Genomic DNA, 21,224 nt, shown 5'->3' with positions numbered 1-21,224 from the left:
CGCCGCGGGCGGCGCCGTACCGGCGCGGGACGACGGAGGTTGCCGGGGCGCGAGGGGTCACGAAGGGGCGCCGGGACCTCCCGGCGCCCCCGCGCGTCAGCCCTGGTTCGCGCCGAGCAGTGCCTGGACGGTGCGGGACGGGCTGGGGCGGCCGAGCTGCCCGGCCATCCAGCCGCTGGCGGCGACCAGGGCACGGAGGTCGACCCCGGTCCGGATGCCGAGTCCGTGCAGCATCCAGACCAGGTCCTCGGTGGCCAGGTTGCCGGTGGCGCTCTTGGCGTAGGGGCAGCCGCCCAGGCCGCCCGCCGAGGCGTCGACCGCGGTGACGCCGCTGCGCAGTGCCGCCAGCGTGTTGCTCAGCGCCTGGCCGTACGTGTCGTGGAAGTGCACCGCGAGCCGGCCCACCGGCACGCCGGCTGCGGCGAACCCGTCCAGCAGTGCGGTGACCTGGCCGGGGGTGGCCACGCCGATGGTGTCGCCGAGGCTCAGCTCGGTGCAGCCCATCTCCAGCAGCTGCCCGCCGAACCGGATCACCTGCTCGGCGGGCACCGGGCCCTCCCACGGGTCGCCGAAGCACATCGAGAGGTACCCGCGCACCCGGACCCCGGCCGCGGTGGCGCGTTCCACCACCGGCCGGAACATCGCCATCGCCTCGTCCGCCGAGCGGTTGAGGTTGCGGCGGGCGAAGGTCTCGGTGGCGCTGGCGAACACCGCGATGTCGGAGACGTGGTGGGCGAGCGCGCGGTCCAGCCCGCGCTCGTTGGGCACCAGCACCGGCAGGCGCAGCCCGGGGTGGCGCTGCGGCAGGCCGGCGAGCCGGGGGACCAGCTCCTCGGCGTCGGCGAGCTGGGGCACCCACTTCGGGTGGACGAAGCTGGTCGCCTCGACGGTGTTCAGCCCGGCGGCCGCGAGCCGGGCGATGAACTCGGCCTTGACCTCGACCGGGACGAGGGCGCTCTCGTTCTGCAGTCCGTCGCGCGGCCCGACCTCGTGGATCCGGACCTCCTCGGGCAGGCCCGGGGCACGGACGGGGTCGGGCAGGCCCAGGTCGAGGGCGTCGGGCTCGGGCGCGGCGGCGGTGCTCATGACCGCACCTCGGCCGTCATCGCACCGAGCGCCCGACCGGCCGTCCCGCCGTCGGCCGTCCCGCCCCCGGCCGCGTCGCCCGCAGCGCCGTCCTCGGCGGGCGTGACGACGACCAGCAGTTCCTCCATCGCCACGGTCGCCCCGGCGGTGGCCCGCAGCTCGCTCACGGTGCCGTCGTGCGGGGCGGCGATCACGTGTTCCATCTTCATCGCCTCCAGGACGAGCAGGGCCTGACCCCGGCGGACCTGTTCGCCGACCGAGGTCTTCACGACGGTGACGGTGCCGGGCATCGGGGCGGTGAGGCCGCCGTGGTGGGCGGCTCCGGCGGCGGTGCTCTCGCCGACGGGGTCGTGGGCGTGCAGCGGCCAGGCGTCGCCGTCGATCCCGAGCCAGGTGACCGGTCCGGCGAGCGGGGCGCCGGGCCGGCCGGGGGCCTCGTCGGTGGTCAGGGCGAAGGTCGTCTGCAGGCCGTCGACGGTGAGGTGCAGGCGGTCCCCGGTCCGGACGGCCCGTGCGCGGTGGGCCGGGCCCGAACCGAGCCGGACGTCCACCTCGGGAGTGACGCCGGGGGGAATGTCGGTGGCCTCGGCTACGTTGCCCGCAGTGACCGGACGGACGCTCACCGCCACCGGGTCCTGGCCGGGGGCACGGAGTCGGTGGGTGGTCCAGGCGGCGTCACCGCCCAGGCGCCAGCCGGAGGGAAGGGAGAACGGGTCGGTCCAGCCGCCGCCGTCGGCGGCGGGGGAGAGGTCCAGCTGCCGTGCCAGTGCGGCGGCGTAGTAGAGGAGGTGCATTGAGGTCGGGGGCTCGGAGGAGCCGGAGCCGGTGCCGTCCGCGGTGGCCGCCGGGTCGGCGGCGGAGACGGCGGACGCCGGGGAGTAGGGCGAGGCGAGCAGCGCGGGCTGCTGCTGCGCCGTCTGTTCCACCAGGCCGGTGTCGAGCCGGCCGGCGACGACGTCGGGGTGGGCGAGCAGTCGCCGCAGGAAGCCGGTGTTGGTGGTCACGCCGAGGATCCGGGTGTCGGCCAGTGCGGCCCGGAGGCGGCGCAGCGCGGTCGGGCGGTCGGGCCCGTACGCGATGACCTTGGCGAGCATGGGGTCGTAGGCGCTGGTGATGACGGTGCCCGGGGTGACGCCGGAGTCCACCCGGATGCCTTCGCCCTGCGGCTCGTCGAGGACCAGGATGCGGCCGCCGGTGGGCAGGAAGTCGCGCTCCGGGTCCTCGGCGCAGATGCGGGCCTCGATCGCGTGGCCGAGGAAGGAGATGTCCGGCTGGGAGAAGGTGAGGCGCTCGCCCGAGGCGATCCGCACCTGCCACTCGACCAGGTCCAGCCGCTCGGTGTGGGCGGCGGCCGGTCCGGCGGCAGGAGTGGTGACGGCGATGGCGAGTTCGGTGACGGGGTGTTCCACCTGGAGACGGGTGTTCATCTCCATGAAGAAGAAGTCCCGTACCCCCTCGGCCGGGGTGGGGGAGTCCGGGTCGATGCCGGGGACGATGAACTCCACGGTGCCGGCCCCGGTGTAGCCGCAGGACTCCGCGGCACGCACGGCCGCGGCGCCCATGGCGGCGCGGGTCTCGGCATTGAGCAGAACGGAGGGTGCCTCTTCGATCAGCTTCTGGTGGCGGCGCTGCAGGCTGCACTCGCGCTCGCCGAGGTGGACGGTGGTGCCGTGGGCGTCGGCCAGCACCTGCACCTCGATGTGGCGGGGCCGGTCGATCCAGCGCTCCAGCAACAGGGTGTCGTCGCCGAAGGCGGTACGGGCGACCCGCCGTGCGGCGGCGATCTCGGTCGGCAGTTCGGCGGGGTCCCGCACCAGGCGCATGCCCTTGCCGCCGCCGCCGGCGGACGGCTTCAGCAGCACCGGGTAGCCGATCTCGGCGGCGGCCGCGACGAGTTCCTCGTCGGTCGGCGCGGTCGCCTGGCTGCCCGGGACGACCGGCACGCCGGCGGCGCGGACGGCCTCCTTGGCGTTGATCTTGTCGCCCATCAGCTCGACCGCGGAGGGAGGAGGTCCGATGAAGGCGAGGCCGGCGTCGGCGCAGGCGCGGGCGAAGGCGGCGTTCTCGGCGAGGAAGCCGTAGCCGGGGTGGACGGCCTGGGCGCCGGTGCGGCGGGCGGCGGCGAGGATCTGGTCGGTGCGCAGGTACGTCTCGGCGGCCGAGCTGTCGCTGCGATCGGCCGGTCCGAGCCGGACCGCGACATCGGCCTCGCGGACGTGGGGGGCGTCGGCGTCCGCGTCACTGAAGACGGCGACGGAGCGCACGCCGAGCCGCCGCAGGGTGCGGATCACCCGGACGGCGATCTCGCCGCGGTTGGCGACCAGAACTGTGTCGAACATGGGAGGCGTTCCTCCGGGTCGAGGGGAGCCGTAAGAAGGAGGTGGTGGAGGGTGGCGGCGGCAGGGGCCGCGGCGAGGCGTGGCCGGGGCCGGGCCTGGTGACGTCCGGTGCGGGCCGGTGGCCGGCGTGCGGGCACGCCGGCCACCGGGGTCACATCCGGAAGACGCCGTACGGGCCGGGCTGCGGAAGCGGGGCGTTGGCGCAGGCGGTGAGCGCCAGCCCGAGGACGGTGCGGGTGTCCATCGGGTCGATCACCCCGTCGTCCCAGAGTCGAGCGGAGGCGTAGTAGGCGTTGCCCTGGCGCTCGTACTGCTCGCGGACGGGGCGCTTGAACTCGTCCTCCGCCTCGGCCGGCCACTCCTCGCCGTGCGCCTCCAGCTGATCGCGGCGGACGGTGGCCAGGACGGACGCCGCCTGCTCGCCGCCCATCACGGAGATCTTGGCGCCCGGCCACATCCAGAGGAAGCGGGGGGAGTAGGCCCGTCCGCACATCGAGTAGTTGCCGGCCCCGTACGAGCCGCCGATCACCACCGTCAGCTTCGGGACCCGGGTGCAGGCGACGGCGTTGACCATCTTGGCGCCGTGCTTGGCGATGCCGCCCGCCTCGTACTGCCGGCCGACCATGAACCCGGTGATGTTCTGGAGGAAGAGCAGGGGGATGCCCCGCTGGTCGCACAGTTCGATGAAGTGGGCGCCCTTGAGCGCGGCCTCCGAGAAGAGCACGCCGTTGTTGGCGACGATGCCGACCGGGTGGCCGTGGATCCGGGCGAAGCCGGTCACCAGGGTCGCCCCGTACTCGGCCTTGAACTCGGCGAACCGGCTGCCGTCGACCAGTCGGGCGATCACCTCGCGCACGTCGTACGGCGTGCGCGGGTCCACCGGGACGGCCCCGTACAGGCCGGCCGGGTCGACGGCCGGCGGCTCGGCCGGGGTCAGCGGCCACGGCCGGGCGGCCCGCGGGCCGAGCCCGGCGACGATGGTGCGGACGATGGAGAGGGCGTGGGCGTCGTCCTCGGCCAGGTGGTCCGTCACCCCGGAGGTGCGGGAGTGGAGGTCGCCGCCGCCCAGTTCCTCGGCGGTGACGACCTCGCCGGTGGCCGCCTTCACCAGCGGCGGCCCGCCGAGGAAGATCGTGCCCTGGTTGCGGACGATGACGGCCTGGTCGCTCATCGCCGGGACGTACGCGCCGCCCGCGGTGCAGGAGCCGAGCACGGCGGCGATCTGCGGGATGCCGGCGGCCGAGAGCCTGGCCTGGTTGTAGAAGATCCGGCCGAAGTGGTCGCGGTCCGGGAAGACCTCGTCCTGCATCGGGAGGAAGGCGCCGCCGGAGTCCACCAGGTAGATGCAGGGCAGGCGGTTCTCCAGCGCGACCTCCTGGGCGCGCAGGTGCTTCTTGACCGTCATCGGGTAGTACGTGCCGCCCTTGACGGTGGCGTCGTTGGCGACGACGACGACCTCGCGCCCCGCGACCCGGCCGATGCCCGCGATGACACCGGCTGCCGGTGCGGCCCCGTCGTACATCCCGTCGGCCGCCAGCGGGGCCAGTTCGAGGAAGGGGGAGGCCGGGTCGAGCAGGGTGTCGACACGGTCGCGCGGGAGCAGCTTGCCGCGCGCGGTGTGCCGGGCCCGGGCCTTGGCACCGCCGCCGAGGGCGGCCGTGTCCAGCTTCTCGCGCAGTTCGGCGACCAGGGCGCGGTGCGCCTCGGTGTTGGCCCGGAAGGCGTCCGAGCCCGGGTCGACGGCGGTGCCGAGCCGGGGTGCGGGAGCGGCGGCTCCCGGGGCGACGGATCCGCCGGACGGTGAGCCGCCCGTACCTGCCGCGCCTGCGCCTGCGGCGCTGCCGTTGACGCCGGCGGGTACGCCGGCGGTGGGGATGACCATCCCAAGAGCTCCCTTGCCCTCGGCACCAGGTGGGCGGCAGGGCCGGGTGAGCCCGCGACCCCCACGTTAATGAGCGTTAACTCGTGCGCCCAGGTTAACGGCCGATAACCCCACTGTCTACGATGGGCAGCATGTCGAAGGTCCCAGCCGCTTCCGCGCTCCCACGCCGTGACCAGATCCGCAAGGAGGCCGCCCGGCTGTTCGCCGCGCGCGGCTTCCTGGGTGTGGGCGTCGACGAGATCGGCAAGGCGGTCGGCATCAGCGGGCCCGGTCTCTACCGCCACTTCGCGGGCAAGGACGCGATGCTCGCCGACCTGCTGATCGGCATCAGCGAGCGCCTCCTGGAGGAGGGCCGTCGCCGGGCCGGCGGCGGGGGCGACGGCGCGGCCGCGGCACTCGACGCGCTGATCAGCGGGCACGTCGACTTCGCCCTCGACGACCGGGACCTCATCACCCTGCACGACCGCGAGCTGCTGAACCTCAAGGAGGAGGACCGCCGGACCGTCCGCCGGCTCCAGCGCGGCTACGTCGAGCTGTGGGTGGACGTCGTCCGGCAGGCCTACCCGCCGCTGGCCGAACCGACCGCCGAGCCGGTCGCGCGGGCCGCGGTGCACGCCGTCTTCGGCCTGATCAACTCGACCCCGCACAGCGTCGTCCCCAACCCCGCCCAGGACGAACGGGCCGGCCTCCAGCGCGACGGCATGGCCGCGCTGCTGCACAGCCTGGCGCACGGCGCCTTCTCCGCGGCGGCCGACGCCGCGGCGCGCGGCTGAGCGACCCGCTCCTCGCCCGGGCCGCGCCCGCTGCGCCGCACACCCCGCGCGGTCCGAGGGTGGCGTCGGGCCGGCGACGCCCAGGCGGCCGGTGCCGTCCGAGGGCCGTGCCGATCCGGGCCCGCGTCCGGCCCGCCGTCCGCGGGCGGGTGCGTGGTCCCTGCCCGGCCGCCCGCTGGGTGGCTACCGGCCGGGCTGCTCCGGTCCGCCCGGCCGGACCGTCACCCGGCCCGACTCCAGGTCGATGCGGTGCTCCAGCGGGTCGGCCGACCCGGCGTCGTCCCGAAGGACCAACCGGCGCTCCTTCTCCTCCCGCATCTGCTGCCGCCCGGGTGAGAGGAAGGCGTTGAGCTCGTCCATCATGCTGAGGCTCGACGCCGCGCCGACCCCGGCACGGCGCCGCCGCCAGTAGATCCAGCCGCGCCGCTCCATCCACAGGAGGAGCCGGTCGACCAGCAGCAGTGCGGGCACGGCCGCGACGGCGCCCACGGCCGGCCCGACCATGCTCATCGCTTCTCCCTCTTCCGGCGGCGGACACTCCGTCCGCCTCGGTCGGCCCGCCTCGCTCTTCCCGCTCCGGTCCGCCTGTTTGGGTCCGCCCGCTTCGGGCGGCACGGGTCGGGTGGACCGCCTCGCCCCGTACGGGCCTGCCCGTCGGGGTCCGCAGGCTCAACGTCCCGCCCCCGACCCGAGTGCCCACGGGTCGCAGCCCCGGCTGCGGGCGGGTGCGGACGGGCCCTGGGCCCAGAGAGGCCTAGGTCCAAAGGAGGGCGGCCCGCTGCGCCGGTGGAAGGTGGGCGTTCCGCGCGCGGTCGTCCACCCTTGGTGGCAGGGGCACGGGCCGAGGCCGGGTCGGGAATCACCGCTGGCCGCGGGCTGTTGGCTCCTCAGCCGGGCCGGACGCCCGGCGTGCTGTGGCCGGATGAGCCGGCCGGACAAAACCATGGCGGCCACCCGACGGAATGGTTAGCATCCCTAAATATGCCTGAGACTCACGGATCTACGGTGGAGCTTTCCCCGAGCGGACCCCCGACCGGTACCCGGGGCGCGCCGACGGGTGCCGACGGCAAGCCCGGCACCCGCGGCAAGCAGGGCGCCGACGGCAGACCGGGCCCCGGCGGCGGCAACCCGGGCGGGGCCGCGGCCCCCGGCGGCAGCCCCCAGGGCTGGCTGCGGCGGCTGGTCGGCTACTGCTTGCTGTCGCGCCGCAGCCTGTTGCTGGCCTTCGGGGCGTCGCTCGTCGGCATGGCCGTCACCTCACTGGTCCCGCTGGTCACCAAGCTGATCATCGACGACGTCATCACCGAGCACACCCGTTCCCTGGCCCCGTGGGCCGTGGTGCTGCTGGTGGCGGCGGCCCTGGTGTTCGCCTGCACCCAGGTGCGCCGCTACTACGGCGGGCAGCTCGCACTCGACGTCCAGCACCACATGCGCAGCGACCTCTTCCGCTCGCTCGGCCGGCTCGACGGGCACCGGCAGGACCGGTTGGACACCGGCCAGGTGGTCGGACGCGCGACCTCCGACCTCCAGTTGATCAACGGCCTGCTCTCGATGCTGCCGATGATGACCGGCTTCCTGCTGATGTTCGTCATGTCGCTGGCCGTGATGCTCTGGCTCTCGCCGCCGCTCACGCTGATCGCCCTGGTCATGGGCCCGGCGCTCTGGTGGGTCTCGGTGCTCAGCCGCAAGCGGCTGTTCCCGTCCACCTGGGCGGCGCAGCAGGAGGCGGCGGCCGTCGCGGGAGTCGTCGACGAGGCGATCGGCGGCGTGCGGGTGGTCAAGGGCTTCGGCCAGGAGGCCCAGGAGCTGGGCAAGCTGGAGGCGGCCTCGCGCAGCCTCTTCGCGGCCCGGCTGCGCTCGATCCGGCTCAACAGCCGCTACAACCCGGCCATGCAGGCGATCCCGGCACTGGCGCAGGTCGCGGTGCTGGCGTTCGGCGGCTGGCTGGCGGTCAACGGCCAGGTCACGCTGGGCACCTTCGTCGCCTTCTCCACCTATGTCGCGCAGATGACCGGCCCGGTCCGGATGCTGACCATGGTGATCACGGTCGGCCAGCAGGCCCGCGCGGGCGTGGAGCGGGTGCTCCAGCTGATCGACGAGCGCCCGCTGGTGCAGGAGCGCCCGGGTGCGGTCGCCCTCGACCTCACGGCCGCTCACCTCGCCGCCCGGCAGGATCCCGCCGGGACCACCGGCACGGCCGGATCCACCCGGTCCACCGGGCCCGTCGTCCTCGCCGCCTCCACCGGGCCCGTCGCCCTCGACGCCTCCACCGAGCCCGCTGCCCTTGAAGCCCCCGCCGCCTCCACCGCCCTCGACGCCCCCGTCGCCGTGCACGGCGAGACGCACCGCACCGTCGGCCCGCTCACGCCCGGCGTGGCGTTGGAGTTCGACCAGGTCGAGTTCCGGTACGACCCCGAGCACCCCGCGCCCGTCCTGCACGGGCTCAGCCTGAAGCTGGCCCCCGGCGAGACGCTGGCCCTGGTCGGCGCGTCCGGCTCGGGCAAGTCGACGGTGGCGCAGCTGGTGCCCCGGTTCTACGACCCGGCGGCCGGCGCGGTCCGCCTCTACGGCCACGACCTGCGCGACCTCACCCTCGACTCGGTCCGGGCCGCGGTCGGCATCGTCCCCGAGGAGAGCTTCCTGTTCTCCGAGACGGTCCGGACCAACATCGCGTACGGACGGCCCGACGCCACCGACGAGCAGGTCGTGGCGGCGGCCCGCGCGGCGCAGGCGGACGAGTTCGTCCGGGAGCTGCCCGACGGCTACGAGACCAAGGTCGGCGAGCAGGGGCTCACGCTCTCCGGCGGCCAGCGCCAGCGCATCGCGCTCGCCAGGGCGATCCTCACCGACCCGGGCGTCCTGCTGCTGGACGACGCCACCTCGGCGGTCGACCCGCAGATCGAGGCGGAGATCCACGACGCGCTGCGCTCGGTCATGACCGGCCGCACCACGCTGCTGATCGCGCACCGCCGTTCCACCCTCCAGCTGGCCGACCGGATCGCGGTGCTGGACCACGGCCGCCTGCTGGACATCGGAACGCACGAGGAGCTCGACGGCCGATGTCCCCAGTACAGGGTGCTGATCTCGGATCCCGAGGCCGGTCGGACCCGGCCCGCGGCCGCCACTGGAACACCGGCCGACGCACTGAACGAGAACCCCCGGACCGACACCGCCCGGACCGAAACCCCTCAGGCCGAAGCCTCTCAGGCCGAGGCCCCGCAGGCCGGAAACAACCGGGCCGACGAGCTCGTCACGGAGCCCTCAGGCAGCCCCGCCGCCGAGGCCGATGCCGATGCCACCCCCGGGACCACGGCGGACGCCCCGGCGTCGCAGCCCCTCCCCGACCTGCCGACCCCGGCCCTGGCCAAGGCGGCCCGCACCGCCGACCCGGACCTGCTCGCCAAGGTCGCCGCACTCCCCCCGGCCACCGACGAGCCGGCGATCCCCCGGTCCCAGGCGGAGGCCGCCGACCCGGACTTCAGCCTCCGGCGAGTGCTGCGCCCCTTCCGCGGCCCGCTGGCCGTCGCGCTGCTCCTCGTCGCCCTGGACGCGGGCGCCGGCCTGGTGCTGCCGATCCTGATCCGGCACGGCATCGACGACGGCGTGAGCAAGGGCCTGATGTCGGGCGTCGCCGTCGCCTCCCTGACCGCCCTGGTGATCGTCCTGCTGGACTGGCTGGTGCAGGGCGCCGAGAACCGGGTCAGCGGCCGTACCGGTGAGCGGGTGCTCTACACGCTCCGACTCAAGATCTTCGCCCACCTCAACCGACTCGGCCTGGACTACTACGAGCGCGAGCTGTCCGGCCGGATCATGACCCGGATGACCACCGACCTGGACTCGCTGACGTCCTTCCTGCAGACCGGAGTCGTCACGGCGGTGGTCAGCCTGCTGACCTTCCTCGGCATCTTCGCGGCCCTGCTGGTCATCGACGCCGGCCTGGCGCTCGTGGTCTTCGCGGTGCTGCCGCTGCTGGTGGTGGCGACGCTGGTCTTCCGCAAGAAGTCCAAGCAGCAGTACGAGATCTCGCGCGACCTGATCAGCACGGTCAACGCCGACCTCCAGGAGAACGTCGCCGGCATGCGGATCGTCCAGGCCTTCCGTCGGCTGGACGCCAACACCGACCGCTTCGTCGCCAGGGGCATCGCCTACCGCGAGGCCCGGGTCCGCGCGCAGCTCTACATCTCGCTGTACTTCCCGTTCGTGCAGTTCCTCTCCAGCGTCGCCGCCGCGCTGGTGCTGATCGTGGGCGCGTCGCGGGTCGACTCCGGGACGCTCACCGTCGGTGCGCTGGTCGCCTACCTGCTCTACATCGACCTGTTCTTCGCGCCGGTCAACCAGCTCTCGCAGGTCTTCGACGGTTACCAGCAGGCCGCGGTGGGTCTGGGCCGGATGCGCGAACTGCTGCAGACCCGGACCACCACCGCGGAGGTGGCCGACCCGGTGCCGGTGCGGGGCGGGCTCCGCGGCGAGATCGACTTCGAGGACGTCGGATTCGCCTACAACGGCGGCGCCGAAGGCGCCCCGTCCGTGCTCACCGGCGTCAGCCTGCACATACCCGCCGGTCAGACGGTGGCGCTGGTCGGCGAGACGGGGGCCGGCAAGTCCACCCTGGTCAAGCTGGTCGCCCGGTTCTACGACGCGACCGCCGGCACCGTCCGCGTGGACGGCGTCGACCTGACCCGGTACGACCTGGCGCAGTACCGCCACCGGCTCGGCGTGGTGCCGCAGGAGGCGTACCTGTTCGCGGGCACGGTGCGCGAGGCGATCGCGTACGGCCGGCCCTCGGCCTCGGCGGCCGAGGTGGAGGCGGCGGCCCGGGCGGTCGGCGCGCACGACATGATCGTCCGGCTGTCGGGCGGCTACGAGCACGAGGTCACCGGGCGGGGGCGGAACCTCTCGGCCGGCCAGCGCCAGCTGATCGCCCTGGCCCGGGCGGAGCTGGTCGACCCGGACATCCTGCTCCTGGACGAGGCCACCGCCGCGCTCGACCTGGCCACCGAGGCTGCCGTCAACCACGCCTCGGACCGGCTCAGCGGCGGCCGCACCACGCTGGTCATCGCCCACCGCCTCACCACGGCCGAACGCGCCGACCGTGTGGTGGTCCTGGACCACGGCAAGGTGGTCGAGGACGGCACGCACGCCGAGCTGCTCGCACAGGGCGGTGTGTACGCGCGGCTCTGGCAGGCGTTCATCGCCGACGGCCACCCGGCGCCGGAGCCCGAGCCGGTGGTGGGATAGCGGCCGCAGCCGCGGAGGGAACGGGCGAGGGGTCAGGCCGCGATCAGTGAGGTGAGCAGTCCGGAGGCGTCGATCCCGCGCGGCAGGTCGCTGACCTGCCCGTCGCCCACCTCCACCACCCGCCAGCCGGAGCCGTCGGCCCGGCTGGCGAGGTCGGTGGTGACGAAGCGGCAGCCGAGGGCCCGGACCAGTGGCCTCACCCCGGTGAGGTCCGGTTCGGCGCTCTGCCCGGGTGCGTCCGGGTGCGGTCCGACCAGCACGGGCTCGCCGTCCAGCCACCACACGCGGGCCTCCACCGGCCGCTCCCCGTTCCCGCCGCGACCCCGCGCGCCCGCCGGTCCGCCGGCCGGCCCGCCTCCGGCTCCGGGTTCGTTCACGAGCCCGTCCGTCGTGCCGTCGCCGCCGCCGGCCCGCGCGAACTCCTCGTACCGGCGCAGCACCACGCCGCCCGCCAGGAACTCGCCCTGCAACTCGACGAAGCGATCCACCACCCGCCCGACGGAGGCCAGGTCGGACAGCTCGGGGACGTAGCAGGCCTCGTCCCACTCGTGCTTGCGGGACTTCACGTAGTCCTTGACGATCGCCGGGCCGTGCCCGCCGAGCCGTTCGACGGCGGCGGCCAGCTGCTCGGCCCCGGGGCGGCCCGCCGCCGGGGACAGCGGGATCCAGGTGCTCGGCGGGGTCGCGCCCTCGAACACGCCGTACCAGCCGGGCAGTTCGTGTGCCGAGGCGTAACCGGCCGCACTGGTGAGCAGGTTGGCACCGCGGTCGGCCAGGGCCCGGTCGAAGGCGGCGTAGTCGACGGCAGGGATCATCCAGCCCCGGCACCAGAGCGGGCCGCAGTCCTCCGGCACCCGCCGGACCGCCTCCGCGACGTCTCCGGCGAGCAGCGCGTCGTGGTCGACGAGGTACTGCTCGCCGCCCAACTCCCGCAGTGTCCGGGCCTCCCAGGCGAAGTGCGGGTCGGGCCGGCGCGGGTTGAGCGGGTCGGCGGGGAAGACGATCGCTGGTGCGGGCATGGGGGTCAGAGTACGGCCACGGGACGCTCGCGGCGGGGTGAACACCCTCTCTGCCCGCGGTTGGTGCCACAGCCCCGGCGCTAATCCGCTCGACGCTGCGCGACCGGCGCTGGGAGAGTGATCCGATGCGAAATCTGCTGCGGCGAGCGAGGCGTGTCCCCAGGCAGGCGGCCCGGACGGTGGTGATGGACGGGAGCGGCTCCGTCTTCCTGCTCCGCTCCGACAACAGTGAGGTCGGCGTCCACTGGACGATGCCCGGCGGTGGCATCGAGGCGGGCGAGACACCGTGGACCGGTGCCCGGCGCGAGCTCTGGGAGGAGACCGGCTGGACCGACCTGGAACCCGGGCCGCTGCTCTGCACCTGGGAGCACGACTTCACCTGGCACGGCACGCCCGTCCGCCAGCACGAGCACATCTACCTGACCAGCGGACCGAACCGGGGCCCGGGCGGCGACGTCAGCGCGGTGCACACCGCCGACGGCATCCTCGGCTGGCGCTGGTGGACCCCCGCCGATCTGGCCGACGAGGACGCTGACGCCCTCTGGCCGCCCAGACTCCCGGAGTTGCTGGCCGATGTCCGGGAGGGCTGGCTGGCCGACCGACGCGAACCGCAGCCCGTCCACCTCGGCTACGTCCCCAACGCCCCGGCGTCGGCTCCCTGACGCACCGGCCGGCGGCCACAAGGCCCCCCGGCGACCAGGGCGCCCCGCCGCCGGTCACCTTGCCGCGGGTCACTCTGCCACCGGCTGCCGGGACGCCTGCCGCCGACCACCGGAGCCATGGCACTCCGGACCCGTGACCGGTGACCGAGGCGTGATCGAGGCGAGACCGACAGGCCCAGGACGTGGCGGACAACGCCTCAGCGCGGAGACCGCCCGCCGCGTCGGCCCGGTCGCCCGGCCGGGCCGGACTGCCAGCCGTGCAGGTCGAGCTCCCGGTCGTGCAGCGCGCCGGGGTTGATCAGTACCGACAGCTGCGCATCGGCCAGCCGGCCGAGGTCGAGGCCGGTGGCCTGGAGGAGGTGGTCCGTCGGTACCGAGACGGCGATGGCGGGCCGCCACGAGGGCAGCACCACCAGGACGGTGCCGCGGCCGACCCGGACCAGCTCGGCCTTCACCCGCACCGGCTGCCGCTCCTCGGGGCGGCCGACGGTGTCGGGAAGGTTCGGGGTGCCCCCGATCAGGATGCCGAGCGGCGTCTCGGCCGTGGCGGGCACGGCCTCGCCGAAGGGCCCGGCCGCGGCGGGCACGGCCGGTGCGGCGTCCGGTGGCACGGCCATTGGCGTCGCCCCGCGCTTCTCCGCGTCCTCGGCCTCGCCGCTTGTCGCGACCTCGGGATGCATGCGGCGCAGCCGTCGCGAGGGTGAGGGCCGCTTGGCCCGGAGGATCCGCAGCTCCTCCTGCGCGGCCCGCAGGACGGGAACGGTCTGCTGTACCTCCGCGGGCTCCGGCGACTGGAGCCGGGTGAACCCCCCGACGTCGGCTCCCCTGCCCGCGCCGGTTCCCGTCGCGGTGCCCGAACCGGCACCCGGGCCGGCGGCGGATCCGGCGCCCTCGGTCAGCAGTTCGTTGACCTCCGCGACCGGCCGACGGCAGGCGGCGGCGAGCTCGGCGCTCGAACGGCCCTGCCCGTAGGCGGTCCGCAGTCGCTCGGCCAAACCGGCCCGGACCAGTGCGGCCGTGTGCCCGCTCTCGCCGTCCCCGGCCGCGACAGCCCCGCCCCCTGCGTCCCCGCCCCCGGCAGCCCCGCCCCCGACAGTTTCGCCCCGAGCGGCCCCTGTGTCTTCCACGTCGCCGCGCCGCGGGCGCGGCACCGAGCCGTGGCGGGCACCGCCGGCCACCCCGGAGTCCGTCGCCGCCGCGATCGCGCAGAGCCCGGCGGCCGGGGCGGCCGCACCGGAGGCGGGCCGGTCGCCGGCGGGAACCCCGTCCACGGGAAGGCCGGGCGCGGGCAGGCCGGCTGACGGCAGGTCGGAAGCGGTCGCGGTCTGGTCGAGCGTGGTCATCGGCACGGGCCCTTCGGGGTACGGTCCCGACGATCCTCCCGCACGCCGCGACCAGCTCCAAGCGGCTTTCCCCCGGGTGTGGGCGACGACACCGTCCGACCCTCTGCGCCGCCGCCCCGCCGTCCCGGACTCAGGTACCCGGAGCGACGAAGCCCTTCAGGTCGGCCAGCACGACGTTGGCCGCAGAGACGCCGAGCCCGAGGAACCAGGTCTCGTCCGAAACCGGCCGGGCCTGACCGGACTTGACCGCGCCGAGGGTCTTCCAGAGCGGTCCGCCGAGCACCGCGTCCTGGTTGGTGGAGCTGGGCGTGCCGTACACGCCGTAGAAGACCCAGTCGGCGTCGGCCTTGTCGATCTGCTCGGGGCTGATCTCGACGGCCAGCTCCTTGACCTGCTCGATCTTGGGCTGCGGCAGCGGGACGTCGGTGAGGACGGTGCCGATGAAGGACAGTTCGGCGTACAGCCGGGTCTTGCCGGGCATGAACCGCAGCGGCGTGATGGTGGGCCGCTTGTCACCCAGCTTGGCGCCGATCGCGGCGGCCGCCGCCTGGTAGGCGTCGAGCTGCGCCTTGGCCTCCGCCTCCAGGCCGAAGGGGGCGGCGTTGAGCTGGAAGTTCTGCTTCCAGGGGTAGCCGGGGCGCAGCGAGAAGACGGTCGGCGCGATCTTGGAGAGCTGCGCGTACTGGTCCTGGGCGCGGAGCTGGCTGCCGAGGATCAGGTCGGGCTTGAGCGCGGCGATGGCCTCCAGGTTGAGGCTGTTGATGGTGCCGACGGCCGCCGGGTTCCCGGCCCTGTCCTTGAGGTAGGACGGCATGGTCTTCGAGCCGTCGGTGTGGACGACGCCGACCGGCTGGATGCCGAGCGAGACGACGTTGTCGAGCTCGCCGGTGTCCAGGACGACGACCCGCACCGGCTTGGCCGGGATGACGGTCTCGCCCATGGCGTGCCTGACGGTGCGCGGGTAGACGCCGGGTGCGGCGTCGGTCCCGAAGCCCTTCATCTTCTCGATCACGGTGGCGTAGTCGTCGCCGCCCTGCTTCACCGACTTCTGGTCCGGCGACGAGCCGGCGGAGGAGCCGGAGGAGGCCTTGGCCGAGCCGCCGGCCGATGCTCCGGACCCGCCGGAGCCCCCGCAGGCGGTGAGCAGGCCGCCCAGGCCGAGGACGGCGCCGCCGGCGAGACCGGCGGTGAGGAGCCTGCGGCGGGAGGGGGTGGGGCTGACGACGGTCCGGTCGGCGGGGTGGGGGGCCACGCGACGCTCCTTCTCGGTCGATCGAAGTTAGGTGAGGCAAACCTATCCGAACCCCCTGGGGAGGTCGATCGCGAGGCTCCGAGGTGGGGCGCAAACCGTCTCAAGACGTGACATAAAGGGGAAATCAACCTGCCGCCAACCCTTCGAAAACAAGGTACATGACGGTTGTATCCCGTTAATTCATTCACTCATAGCGGCTCTCGGTAAATAAATCGAAGCGAGTGGTTCAGATCACCAAGAGTTGGTCTACTCAACCTTCCGTACTCCCACCTAGGGTGCGCTGGTGTTTGATCAGCAGCTCTCAGAGCACGGAAGCAGCGGCCGGGCAACGGCGCCCGCCGCTCCGCAGGGTGCCCCGGTCAGTGGCGCCAGTGGTGGAGCCCCCGACCCGGGGGCGGCGGGGGCAACGGGGGACAAGGGCCTACGGGGCAACTCGGTCGGCCTGCTGAGCAGCGTGGTCCTGGGCGTCTCCACGGTCGCCCCGGTCTACTGCCTGACCGCGACGCTGGGTCCGACCGTCACCGCCGTCGGCGTCCAGATGCCCGCGGTCTTCCTGGCCGGCTTCCTGCCGATGCTGCTCGTCGCGTTCGCCTACAAGGAGCTGAACAAGGACTTCCCGGACTGCGGGACGTCCTTCACCTGGACGGTCAAGGCCTTCGGCCCCCGGATCGGCTGGATGGCCGGCTGGGGACTGACGGTCGCCACGATCATCGTGCTCTCCAACCTGGCCGGGGTGGCGACCGACTTCCTCTACCTGATGCTCGGCGAGATGACCGGCAGCAGCGGGATCGCCGAGCTGAACGACAACAAGGCCGTCCACCTCCTCACCGTGGTCATGCTGATCGCCGCCGCCACGGCGATGAGCTACCGGGGCATGACGGCCACCAAGTGGTTCCAGTACAGCCTGGTCGGCCTCCAGCTGGCCGTGCTGCTGCTCTTCTCGGTCATCGCCATCGGCAAGGCCGCCGCCGGCGACCTGCCCGACTCGATCGGCTTCTCCGCCTCCTGGCTCAACCCGCTCCAGGTCACCTCGTTCAGCGCGTTCACCGCCGGCCTGTCGCTGTCGATCTTCATGTACTGGGGCTGGGACACCTGCCTCACCATGAACGAGGAGACCCTCGGAAGCGCCAAGACCCCGGGCCGGGCCGCGATGATCTCCATGGTCACCCTGGTCGGCTCCTACCTCCTGGTCGCGATCGCCTCCCAGATGTTCGCCGGCGTCGGCGACAACGGCACCGGCCTCGGCAACCCGGCCACCGCCGACAACGTCTTCTCCGCGCTGGCCCGCCCGGTGCTCGGCTCGCCGTGGAGCATCCTGCTCTTCCTGGCCGTCGTCGCCAGCGCCGCCGCCAGCCTGCAGACCACCTTCATCCCCGTGGCCCGCACCCTGCTCGCGATGAGCTCCTACCGGGCCGTGCCGCCGCGCTTCGGCTCCGTCCACCCGCGCTTCCGCACCCCCGGCTACGCCACCGTGGCCGCCGGCGCCGCCACCGCCGTCTTCTACGTCGGCATGAGCGTGATCAGCGAGAACGTCGTCCAGGACACCATCCTGGCGCTCGGCCTGATGATCTGCTTCTACTACGCCCTGACCGCCTTCGCCTGCGTCTGGTACTTCCGCCGCTCGCTCCTGGGCGGCCTGCGCGACCTGGTCCTCCGTGGCGTCGCCCCGCTCATCGGCGGCGTGCTCCTCAGCGCGGTCTTCCTGCAGACCCTCACCGACGCGTGGGACCCGGGCTACGGCAGCGGCGCCGTCCTCGGCATCGGCTCCGTGTTCGTCATCGGCGTCGGCATCCTGCTGCTCGGCGCCGTGCTGATGACCTGGTACGGCGCGTACCGGCCGGAGTTCTTCCGCGGCGAGACGCTGCGCAAGGACACCCCCGCACTGGTGGTGGAGGACTGACGGCGGGGCGAGCGGTGCCGGGGAGGCAGCGCCCCGGGTCCTCCCGAAAACCCTGACGCCGTCGGGGGAGCGGCGCTATCCTCCACCACATGAAGCGCTTCGCAGGTCTCAGCTGGTGGCCGTCCTAGGACGGCCACCAGCCACGCCTGACCAGGGCCGTCCGGATGGACGGCCCTGTTGCGTCTCCCCACGGGACGGGCCCGTACCCCGGACGGCCACCACCACCGCCGTACCGAGGAGAGACCCCATGACCGCCACCACCGCACCGCACTCCACCGGCCCCGCGGCCGCCGGCTCCGTGACCGCTGGCACCGCGGCCGCTGACGCGACGGCCAGCGATCCCGCGGCCTCCGACACCCCGGCCGCCGACCTGGACGAGCGGATCCGCCGCAACCCCGGGGCCCACCGGATCCTCACCGGCGACCGCCCCACCGGCCCGCTCCACCTCGGCCACTACTTCGGCTCCCTGCAGAACCGGGTCCGCCTCCAGCGCCTCGGCGTCGAGCTGTTCATCGTCATCCCCGACTACCAGGTCATCACCGACCGGGACGTCGCCGACCGCCTCGCCGAGCACACCGAGAACCTCGTCCTCGACTACCTCGCCATCGGCATCGACCCCGACCGGGCCACGATCTTCACCCACAGCGCCGTGCCCGCCCTCAACCAGCTGCTACTGCCGTTCCTCAGCCTGGTCAGCGTCGCCGAGCTGAACCGAAACCCAACCGTCAAGGACGAGATCGCCCACTCCCGCCAGTCGGCGGTGAACGGGCTGATGCTCACCTACCCCGTCCACCAGGCCGCGGACATCCTCTTCTGCAAGGCGAGCGTCGTCCCCGTCGGCCGGGACCAGCTGCCCCACCTCGAAATCACCAGGACCGTCGCCCGCCGCTTCAACGAGCGCTACCCGCACCCGGACGGCACCGCCGTCTTCCCCCGCCCCGAGGCCATGCTCTCCGCCGCCCCGCTGCTGCTCGGCACCGACGGCGGGAAGATGAGCAAGAGCCGCGGCAACGCCATCCCGCTCTCCGCCGACGAGGACACCACCGCCCGCCTGATCAAGGGGGCCAAGACCGACACCGAGCGCCGGATCGGTTACGACCCGGACGCCCGCCCCGAGGTCTCCAGCCTCGTCCTGCTCGCCGCGCTCTGCCAGGACCGCGCACCCGAGGCCGTCGCCGACGAGATCGGAGACGGCGGCAGCGCCGCGCTCAAGCGCACGGTGACCGAGGCCGTCAACGACCACCTCCGCCCGATCCGCGCCCGCCGCGCCGAACTCGCCGCCGACCGCGGCTACGTCCGGCAGGTGCTCCGCGCCGGCGCCGACCGCGCCAACACCGTCGCGGAATCCACCCTCCACGAGGTCAGGGCGGTGATGGGGTCGGCATGAACGCAGCAGGGCATATCTTGTCTGGTCGGCGTCACGGACGGCACCGCCCCCGAGCCGTCCCGCCGCCGTCCCGCCGCCGCCCCTGACCCGAACCACTCCACTCCGGAAGGAACCTGGCAATGGATCAGCGCACTCCCGCGCCCGCCCGAGGCCTGACCCGTCCGCCCCGGCTCCTCCCCGGGGACCGCATCGCCGTGGTGGCCCCCAGCAGCCCGATCGATCCCGAGCGGCTCACCGCCGGGTCCGAGATCCTGCGCTCCTGGGGGCTGGAGGTCACGGTCGGACCGCACGTCCTCGACACCCACCCCGTCCTCGGCCACCTCGCCGGCACCGACGCCGACCGGGCCGCCGACCTCCAGTCCGCCTGGCTCGACCCCGCCGTTGACGCCGTCATCTGCGCCCGCGGCGGCTACGGCGTGCACCGCATCGTCGACCTGCTCGACTGGGACGCCATGCGCGCCGTACCGCCCAAGGCGCTGATCGGCTTCAGCGACGTCAGCTCGCTGCACGAGGCCTTCGCCCAGCGGCTCGGCATCGCCACCCTCTACGGACCGATGAGCGCGGCCGCCTCCTTCATCCAGGACGGTCCGACCGCCGACCACCTGCGACGCACCCTCTTCGACCCCGAGTCCGTCACGGTCCTCACCTCGCCCACCGCCGAGACCCTCGTCCCGGGCAGCGCCCGCGGCATCACGGCGGGCGGCTGCCTCCACGTCATCACCGCCGAGCGCGGCACACCGGCCGCCCGCCCCTCCTTCGCCGGCACCATCCTGATCCTGGAGGACGTCCACGAGCACCCGTACCAGCTCGACCGCCTCGTCACCCAGCTGCTGCGCTCAGGCGCGCTCGACGGTGTCGCCGGCGTCGCGCTCGGCTCCTGGGACGGCTGCGGCCGGCCCGAGCGGGTCCGGGAGGTCATGCTCGACCGGCTCGGCCCGCTCGGCATACCCGTCGTCTGGGAGCTGGGCTTCGGTCACTGCCCCTCCACCCTGACCGTGCCGCTCGGGGTCCCCGCCCTGCTCGACGCCGACAGCGGGACCCTCACCCTGGAGACGCCCGCCCTCGCCCCGCGGAGCTGACGGCCGCCCGGGCGCGGTCAGTAGGGTGCGCCCATGAACGAGGACACCCACACCGCTCCTGATCTCGCGGCGCTCGCCCTCGGTCTCCTCCGGGGCCCGGGAAGCAACGCCCGCACCATCCTCGGACTTGCCGGCCCACCCGGCGCCGGCAAGTCCACCCTCGCCCGGCACCTGGTCGCCGAGGTCGAACGCCGCGAAGGCCCCGGAAGCGCCGCGTACCTCCCGCTCGACGGCTTCCACCTCTCCGCCGCCCAGCTCGACCGCCTCGGCCTGAACCACCGCAAGGGCGCCCCCGCGACCTTCGACGCCCACGGGTACGTCGCGCTGCTGCGCCGCGTCGCGTCGGACCGCTTCCAGGACATCTACGTCCCCGACTTCGACCGTGAGCTCGACGAACCCGTCGCCGCCCGCCACGTCGTCGCGCCGCACGCCCGGCTCGTCATCACCGAAGGCAACTACCTCGCCGCCACCGAGCACCCCTGGCCGGAGGCCCGCCGCCTGCTGCGCGAGCTCTGGTACGTGGACGCCGAGGACACCGTCCGTGAGGACCGCCTGCTCCGCCGCCACCGCGCCGGCGGCCGTGACGAGGCTTCGGCCCGCCACTGGGTCACCACCAACGACCACCCCAACGGCGAGTACGTGAAGACGAGCCGCTCCCTCTGCACCCGCATCGTCCGGGTCAGCGGTTTGCCTGCGACTCAGGAAGGGCGTAGTGTTCTCTAGTCGCTCGGCAGGGAGCACCGGACACGCATCGGCGCGGACGGTCCCGGAGCGGCCAATCCCTGGAAACACCACTTCCCGGTTCGGGCTGGGTCGTGCTTTGCCATTTTCGGCGGTGCGGCTCAGGTCTTATTCGGCGTGTCCGTTTATATGGATTGCGGCCGGATTCGCTTCTCGGAGCGGGGATGGGCTAGAGTTTGAAACGTCGGACGGGGCGTCAAGCCGCAGAAGACATCAGCGAGTTGGATGAACGAAGCGCCGGAAACGGAGCGGAGAACATCTGATAAGCTGGGAACACGAAAGAACGAAGCGCCCGGAGGGCCCGCTGGAAGGCGGACCGAAGGAAGTGTCCGTTCCTTGAGAACTCAACAGCGTGCCAAAAGTCAACGCCAGATATGTTGACATCCCCGGCCTCGGACCTGTTCCGGGGTTGGAGATTCCTTTTGAAATAACACAGCGAGGACGCAGTGCGCGGGGCCGCCCTATTCCGGTGGTTGCCGTGCCGCTCAACGCGGGTGTGAACCGGATTACCGGTAATCATTCA

The 21,224-nt window shown here is 73.4% G+C and carries 14 protein-coding genes; 7 read left to right on the top strand and 7 right to left on the bottom strand.

What is annotated here, in order from left to right; all coding sequences use genetic code 11:
• Positions 1-96: 96 nt before the first annotated feature.
• From J5Y04_RS31700 to J5Y04_RS31690, 3 genes are all read right to left on the bottom strand, one after another.
• On the bottom strand, positions 97-1,086 hold the full coding sequence (locus tag J5Y04_RS31700) for a hydroxymethylglutaryl-CoA lyase (RefSeq protein ID WP_209415854.1): 990 nt from the start codon (positions 1,084-1,086) through the stop codon (positions 97-99).
• Positions 1,083-3,425 carry a biotin carboxylase N-terminal domain-containing protein gene (locus J5Y04_RS31695; protein WP_209415853.1) on the bottom strand — a complete coding sequence of 781 codons (2,343 nt, stop codon included), beginning with the start codon at positions 3,423-3,425 and terminating at the stop codon, positions 1,083-1,085. Before J5Y04_RS31695 ends, J5Y04_RS31700 begins: the two co-directional genes overlap by 4 nt.
• A gap of 151 nt (positions 3,426-3,576) precedes the next feature.
• Entirely contained in the window at positions 3,577-5,307 is a 1,731-nt protein-coding gene (locus tag J5Y04_RS31690) for a carboxyl transferase domain-containing protein (RefSeq protein ID WP_245205827.1), read from the bottom strand.
• A 131-nt stretch (positions 5,308-5,438) separates the two neighbouring features.
• Between J5Y04_RS31690 and J5Y04_RS31685 the strand changes: the two genes are divergently transcribed.
• Positions 5,439-6,080 (top strand): TetR/AcrR family transcriptional regulator, encoded by a 642-nt coding sequence (locus tag J5Y04_RS31685; protein ID WP_209415852.1) that lies wholly within the window; start codon positions 5,439-5,441, stop codon positions 6,078-6,080.
• Positions 6,081-6,263: 183 nt separating this feature from the next.
• Here the strand turns inward: J5Y04_RS31685 and J5Y04_RS31680 are convergent, their stop codons facing one another.
• Positions 6,264-6,590, bottom strand: coding sequence for a DUF6191 domain-containing protein (locus tag J5Y04_RS31680; protein WP_209415851.1), 327 nt, complete (start codon positions 6,588-6,590; stop codon positions 6,264-6,266).
• Between the two features lie 660 nt (positions 6,591-7,250).
• Here J5Y04_RS31680 and J5Y04_RS31675 point away from each other — a divergent pair.
• A complete protein-coding gene (locus J5Y04_RS31675; protein ID WP_245205838.1) occupies positions 7,251-11,318 on the top strand; it encodes an ABC transporter ATP-binding protein in 4,068 nt (1,355 codons plus the stop codon).
• A 32-nt stretch (positions 11,319-11,350) separates the two neighbouring features.
• Here the strand turns inward: J5Y04_RS31675 and J5Y04_RS31670 are convergent, their stop codons facing one another.
• Complete coding sequence (locus J5Y04_RS31670) at positions 11,351-12,337, bottom strand: ATP-grasp domain-containing protein (protein WP_209415849.1); 987 nt, start codon at positions 12,335-12,337, stop codon at positions 11,351-11,353.
• Between the two features lie 125 nt (positions 12,338-12,462).
• Between J5Y04_RS31670 and J5Y04_RS31665 the strand changes: the two genes are divergently transcribed.
• Entirely contained in the window at positions 12,463-12,999 is a 537-nt protein-coding gene (locus tag J5Y04_RS31665; RefSeq protein ID WP_209415848.1) for an NUDIX hydrolase, read from the top strand.
• 197 nt (positions 13,000-13,196) lie between these two features.
• Here J5Y04_RS31665 and J5Y04_RS31660 read toward each other — a convergent pair whose 3' ends face one another.
• Positions 13,197-14,342, bottom strand: coding sequence for a hypothetical protein (locus tag J5Y04_RS31660; RefSeq protein ID WP_209415847.1), 1,146 nt, complete (start codon positions 14,340-14,342; stop codon positions 13,197-13,199).
• Positions 14,343-14,472: 130 nt separating this feature from the next.
• Positions 14,473-15,594, bottom strand: a complete 1,122-nt coding sequence (locus tag J5Y04_RS31655) for an ABC transporter substrate-binding protein (protein WP_374106150.1) — start codon at positions 15,592-15,594, stop codon at positions 14,473-14,475.
• Between the two features lie 283 nt (positions 15,595-15,877).
• Between J5Y04_RS31655 and J5Y04_RS31650 the strand changes: the two genes are divergently transcribed.
• The 4 genes from J5Y04_RS31650 to J5Y04_RS31635 all read left to right on the top strand — a co-directional run bounded on the left by J5Y04_RS31650 (position 15,878) and on the right by J5Y04_RS31635 (position 20,683).
• Complete coding sequence (locus J5Y04_RS31650; protein WP_209415846.1) at positions 15,878-17,494, top strand: APC family permease; 1,617 nt, start codon at positions 15,878-15,880, stop codon at positions 17,492-17,494.
• Positions 17,495-17,741: 247 nt separating this feature from the next.
• Positions 17,742-18,881 (top strand): tryptophan--tRNA ligase, encoded by a 1,140-nt coding sequence (gene trpS, locus J5Y04_RS31645; protein ID WP_209415845.1) that lies wholly within the window; start codon positions 17,742-17,744, stop codon positions 18,879-18,881.
• A 119-nt stretch (positions 18,882-19,000) separates the two neighbouring features.
• Entirely contained in the window at positions 19,001-19,960 is a 960-nt protein-coding gene (locus tag J5Y04_RS31640; protein ID WP_209415844.1) for an LD-carboxypeptidase, read from the top strand.
• Positions 19,961-19,993: 33 nt separating this feature from the next.
• Positions 19,994-20,683, top strand: coding sequence for a nucleoside/nucleotide kinase family protein (locus tag J5Y04_RS31635; RefSeq protein ID WP_209415843.1), 690 nt, complete (start codon positions 19,994-19,996; stop codon positions 20,681-20,683).
• Positions 20,684-21,224: the final 541 nt, after the last annotated feature.

The sequence above is a fragment of the Kitasatospora sp. RG8 genome (genome assembly GCF_017813315.1).
In the GTDB taxonomy this organism is placed as follows: domain Bacteria; phylum Actinomycetota; class Actinomycetes; order Streptomycetales; family Streptomycetaceae; genus Kitasatospora.
This window is presented reverse-complemented; position numbering and strand designations above follow the sequence as displayed.

Excerpts from the sequence above, each read along its gene's own strand:
- J5Y04_RS31700 (WP_209415854.1), bottom strand. The coding sequence starts at position 1,086 with ATGAGCACCGCCGCCGCGCCCGAGCCCGACGCCCTCGACCTGGGCCTG.
- J5Y04_RS31695 (WP_209415853.1), bottom strand. The coding sequence starts at position 3,425 with ATGTTCGACACAGTTCTGGTCGCCAACCGCGGCGAGATCGCCGTCCGG.
- J5Y04_RS31690 (WP_245205827.1), bottom strand. The coding sequence starts at position 5,307 with ATGGTCATCCCCACCGCCGGCGTACCCGCCGGCGTCAACGGCAGCGCC.
- J5Y04_RS31685 (WP_209415852.1), top strand. The coding sequence starts at position 5,439 with ATGTCGAAGGTCCCAGCCGCTTCCGCGCTCCCACGCCGTGACCAGATC.
- J5Y04_RS31680 (WP_209415851.1), bottom strand. The coding sequence starts at position 6,590 with ATGAGCATGGTCGGGCCGGCCGTGGGCGCCGTCGCGGCCGTGCCCGCA.
- J5Y04_RS31670 (WP_209415849.1), bottom strand. The coding sequence starts at position 12,337 with ATGCCCGCACCAGCGATCGTCTTCCCCGCCGACCCGCTCAACCCGCGC.
- J5Y04_RS31665 (WP_209415848.1), top strand. The coding sequence starts at position 12,463 with ATGCGAAATCTGCTGCGGCGAGCGAGGCGTGTCCCCAGGCAGGCGGCC.
- J5Y04_RS31660 (WP_209415847.1), bottom strand. The coding sequence starts at position 14,342 with ATGACCACGCTCGACCAGACCGCGACCGCTTCCGACCTGCCGTCAGCC.
- trpS (WP_209415845.1), top strand. The coding sequence starts at position 17,742 with ATGACCGCCACCACCGCACCGCACTCCACCGGCCCCGCGGCCGCCGGC.
- J5Y04_RS31640 (WP_209415844.1), top strand. The coding sequence starts at position 19,001 with ATGGATCAGCGCACTCCCGCGCCCGCCCGAGGCCTGACCCGTCCGCCC.
- J5Y04_RS31635 (WP_209415843.1), top strand. The coding sequence starts at position 19,994 with ATGAACGAGGACACCCACACCGCTCCTGATCTCGCGGCGCTCGCCCTC.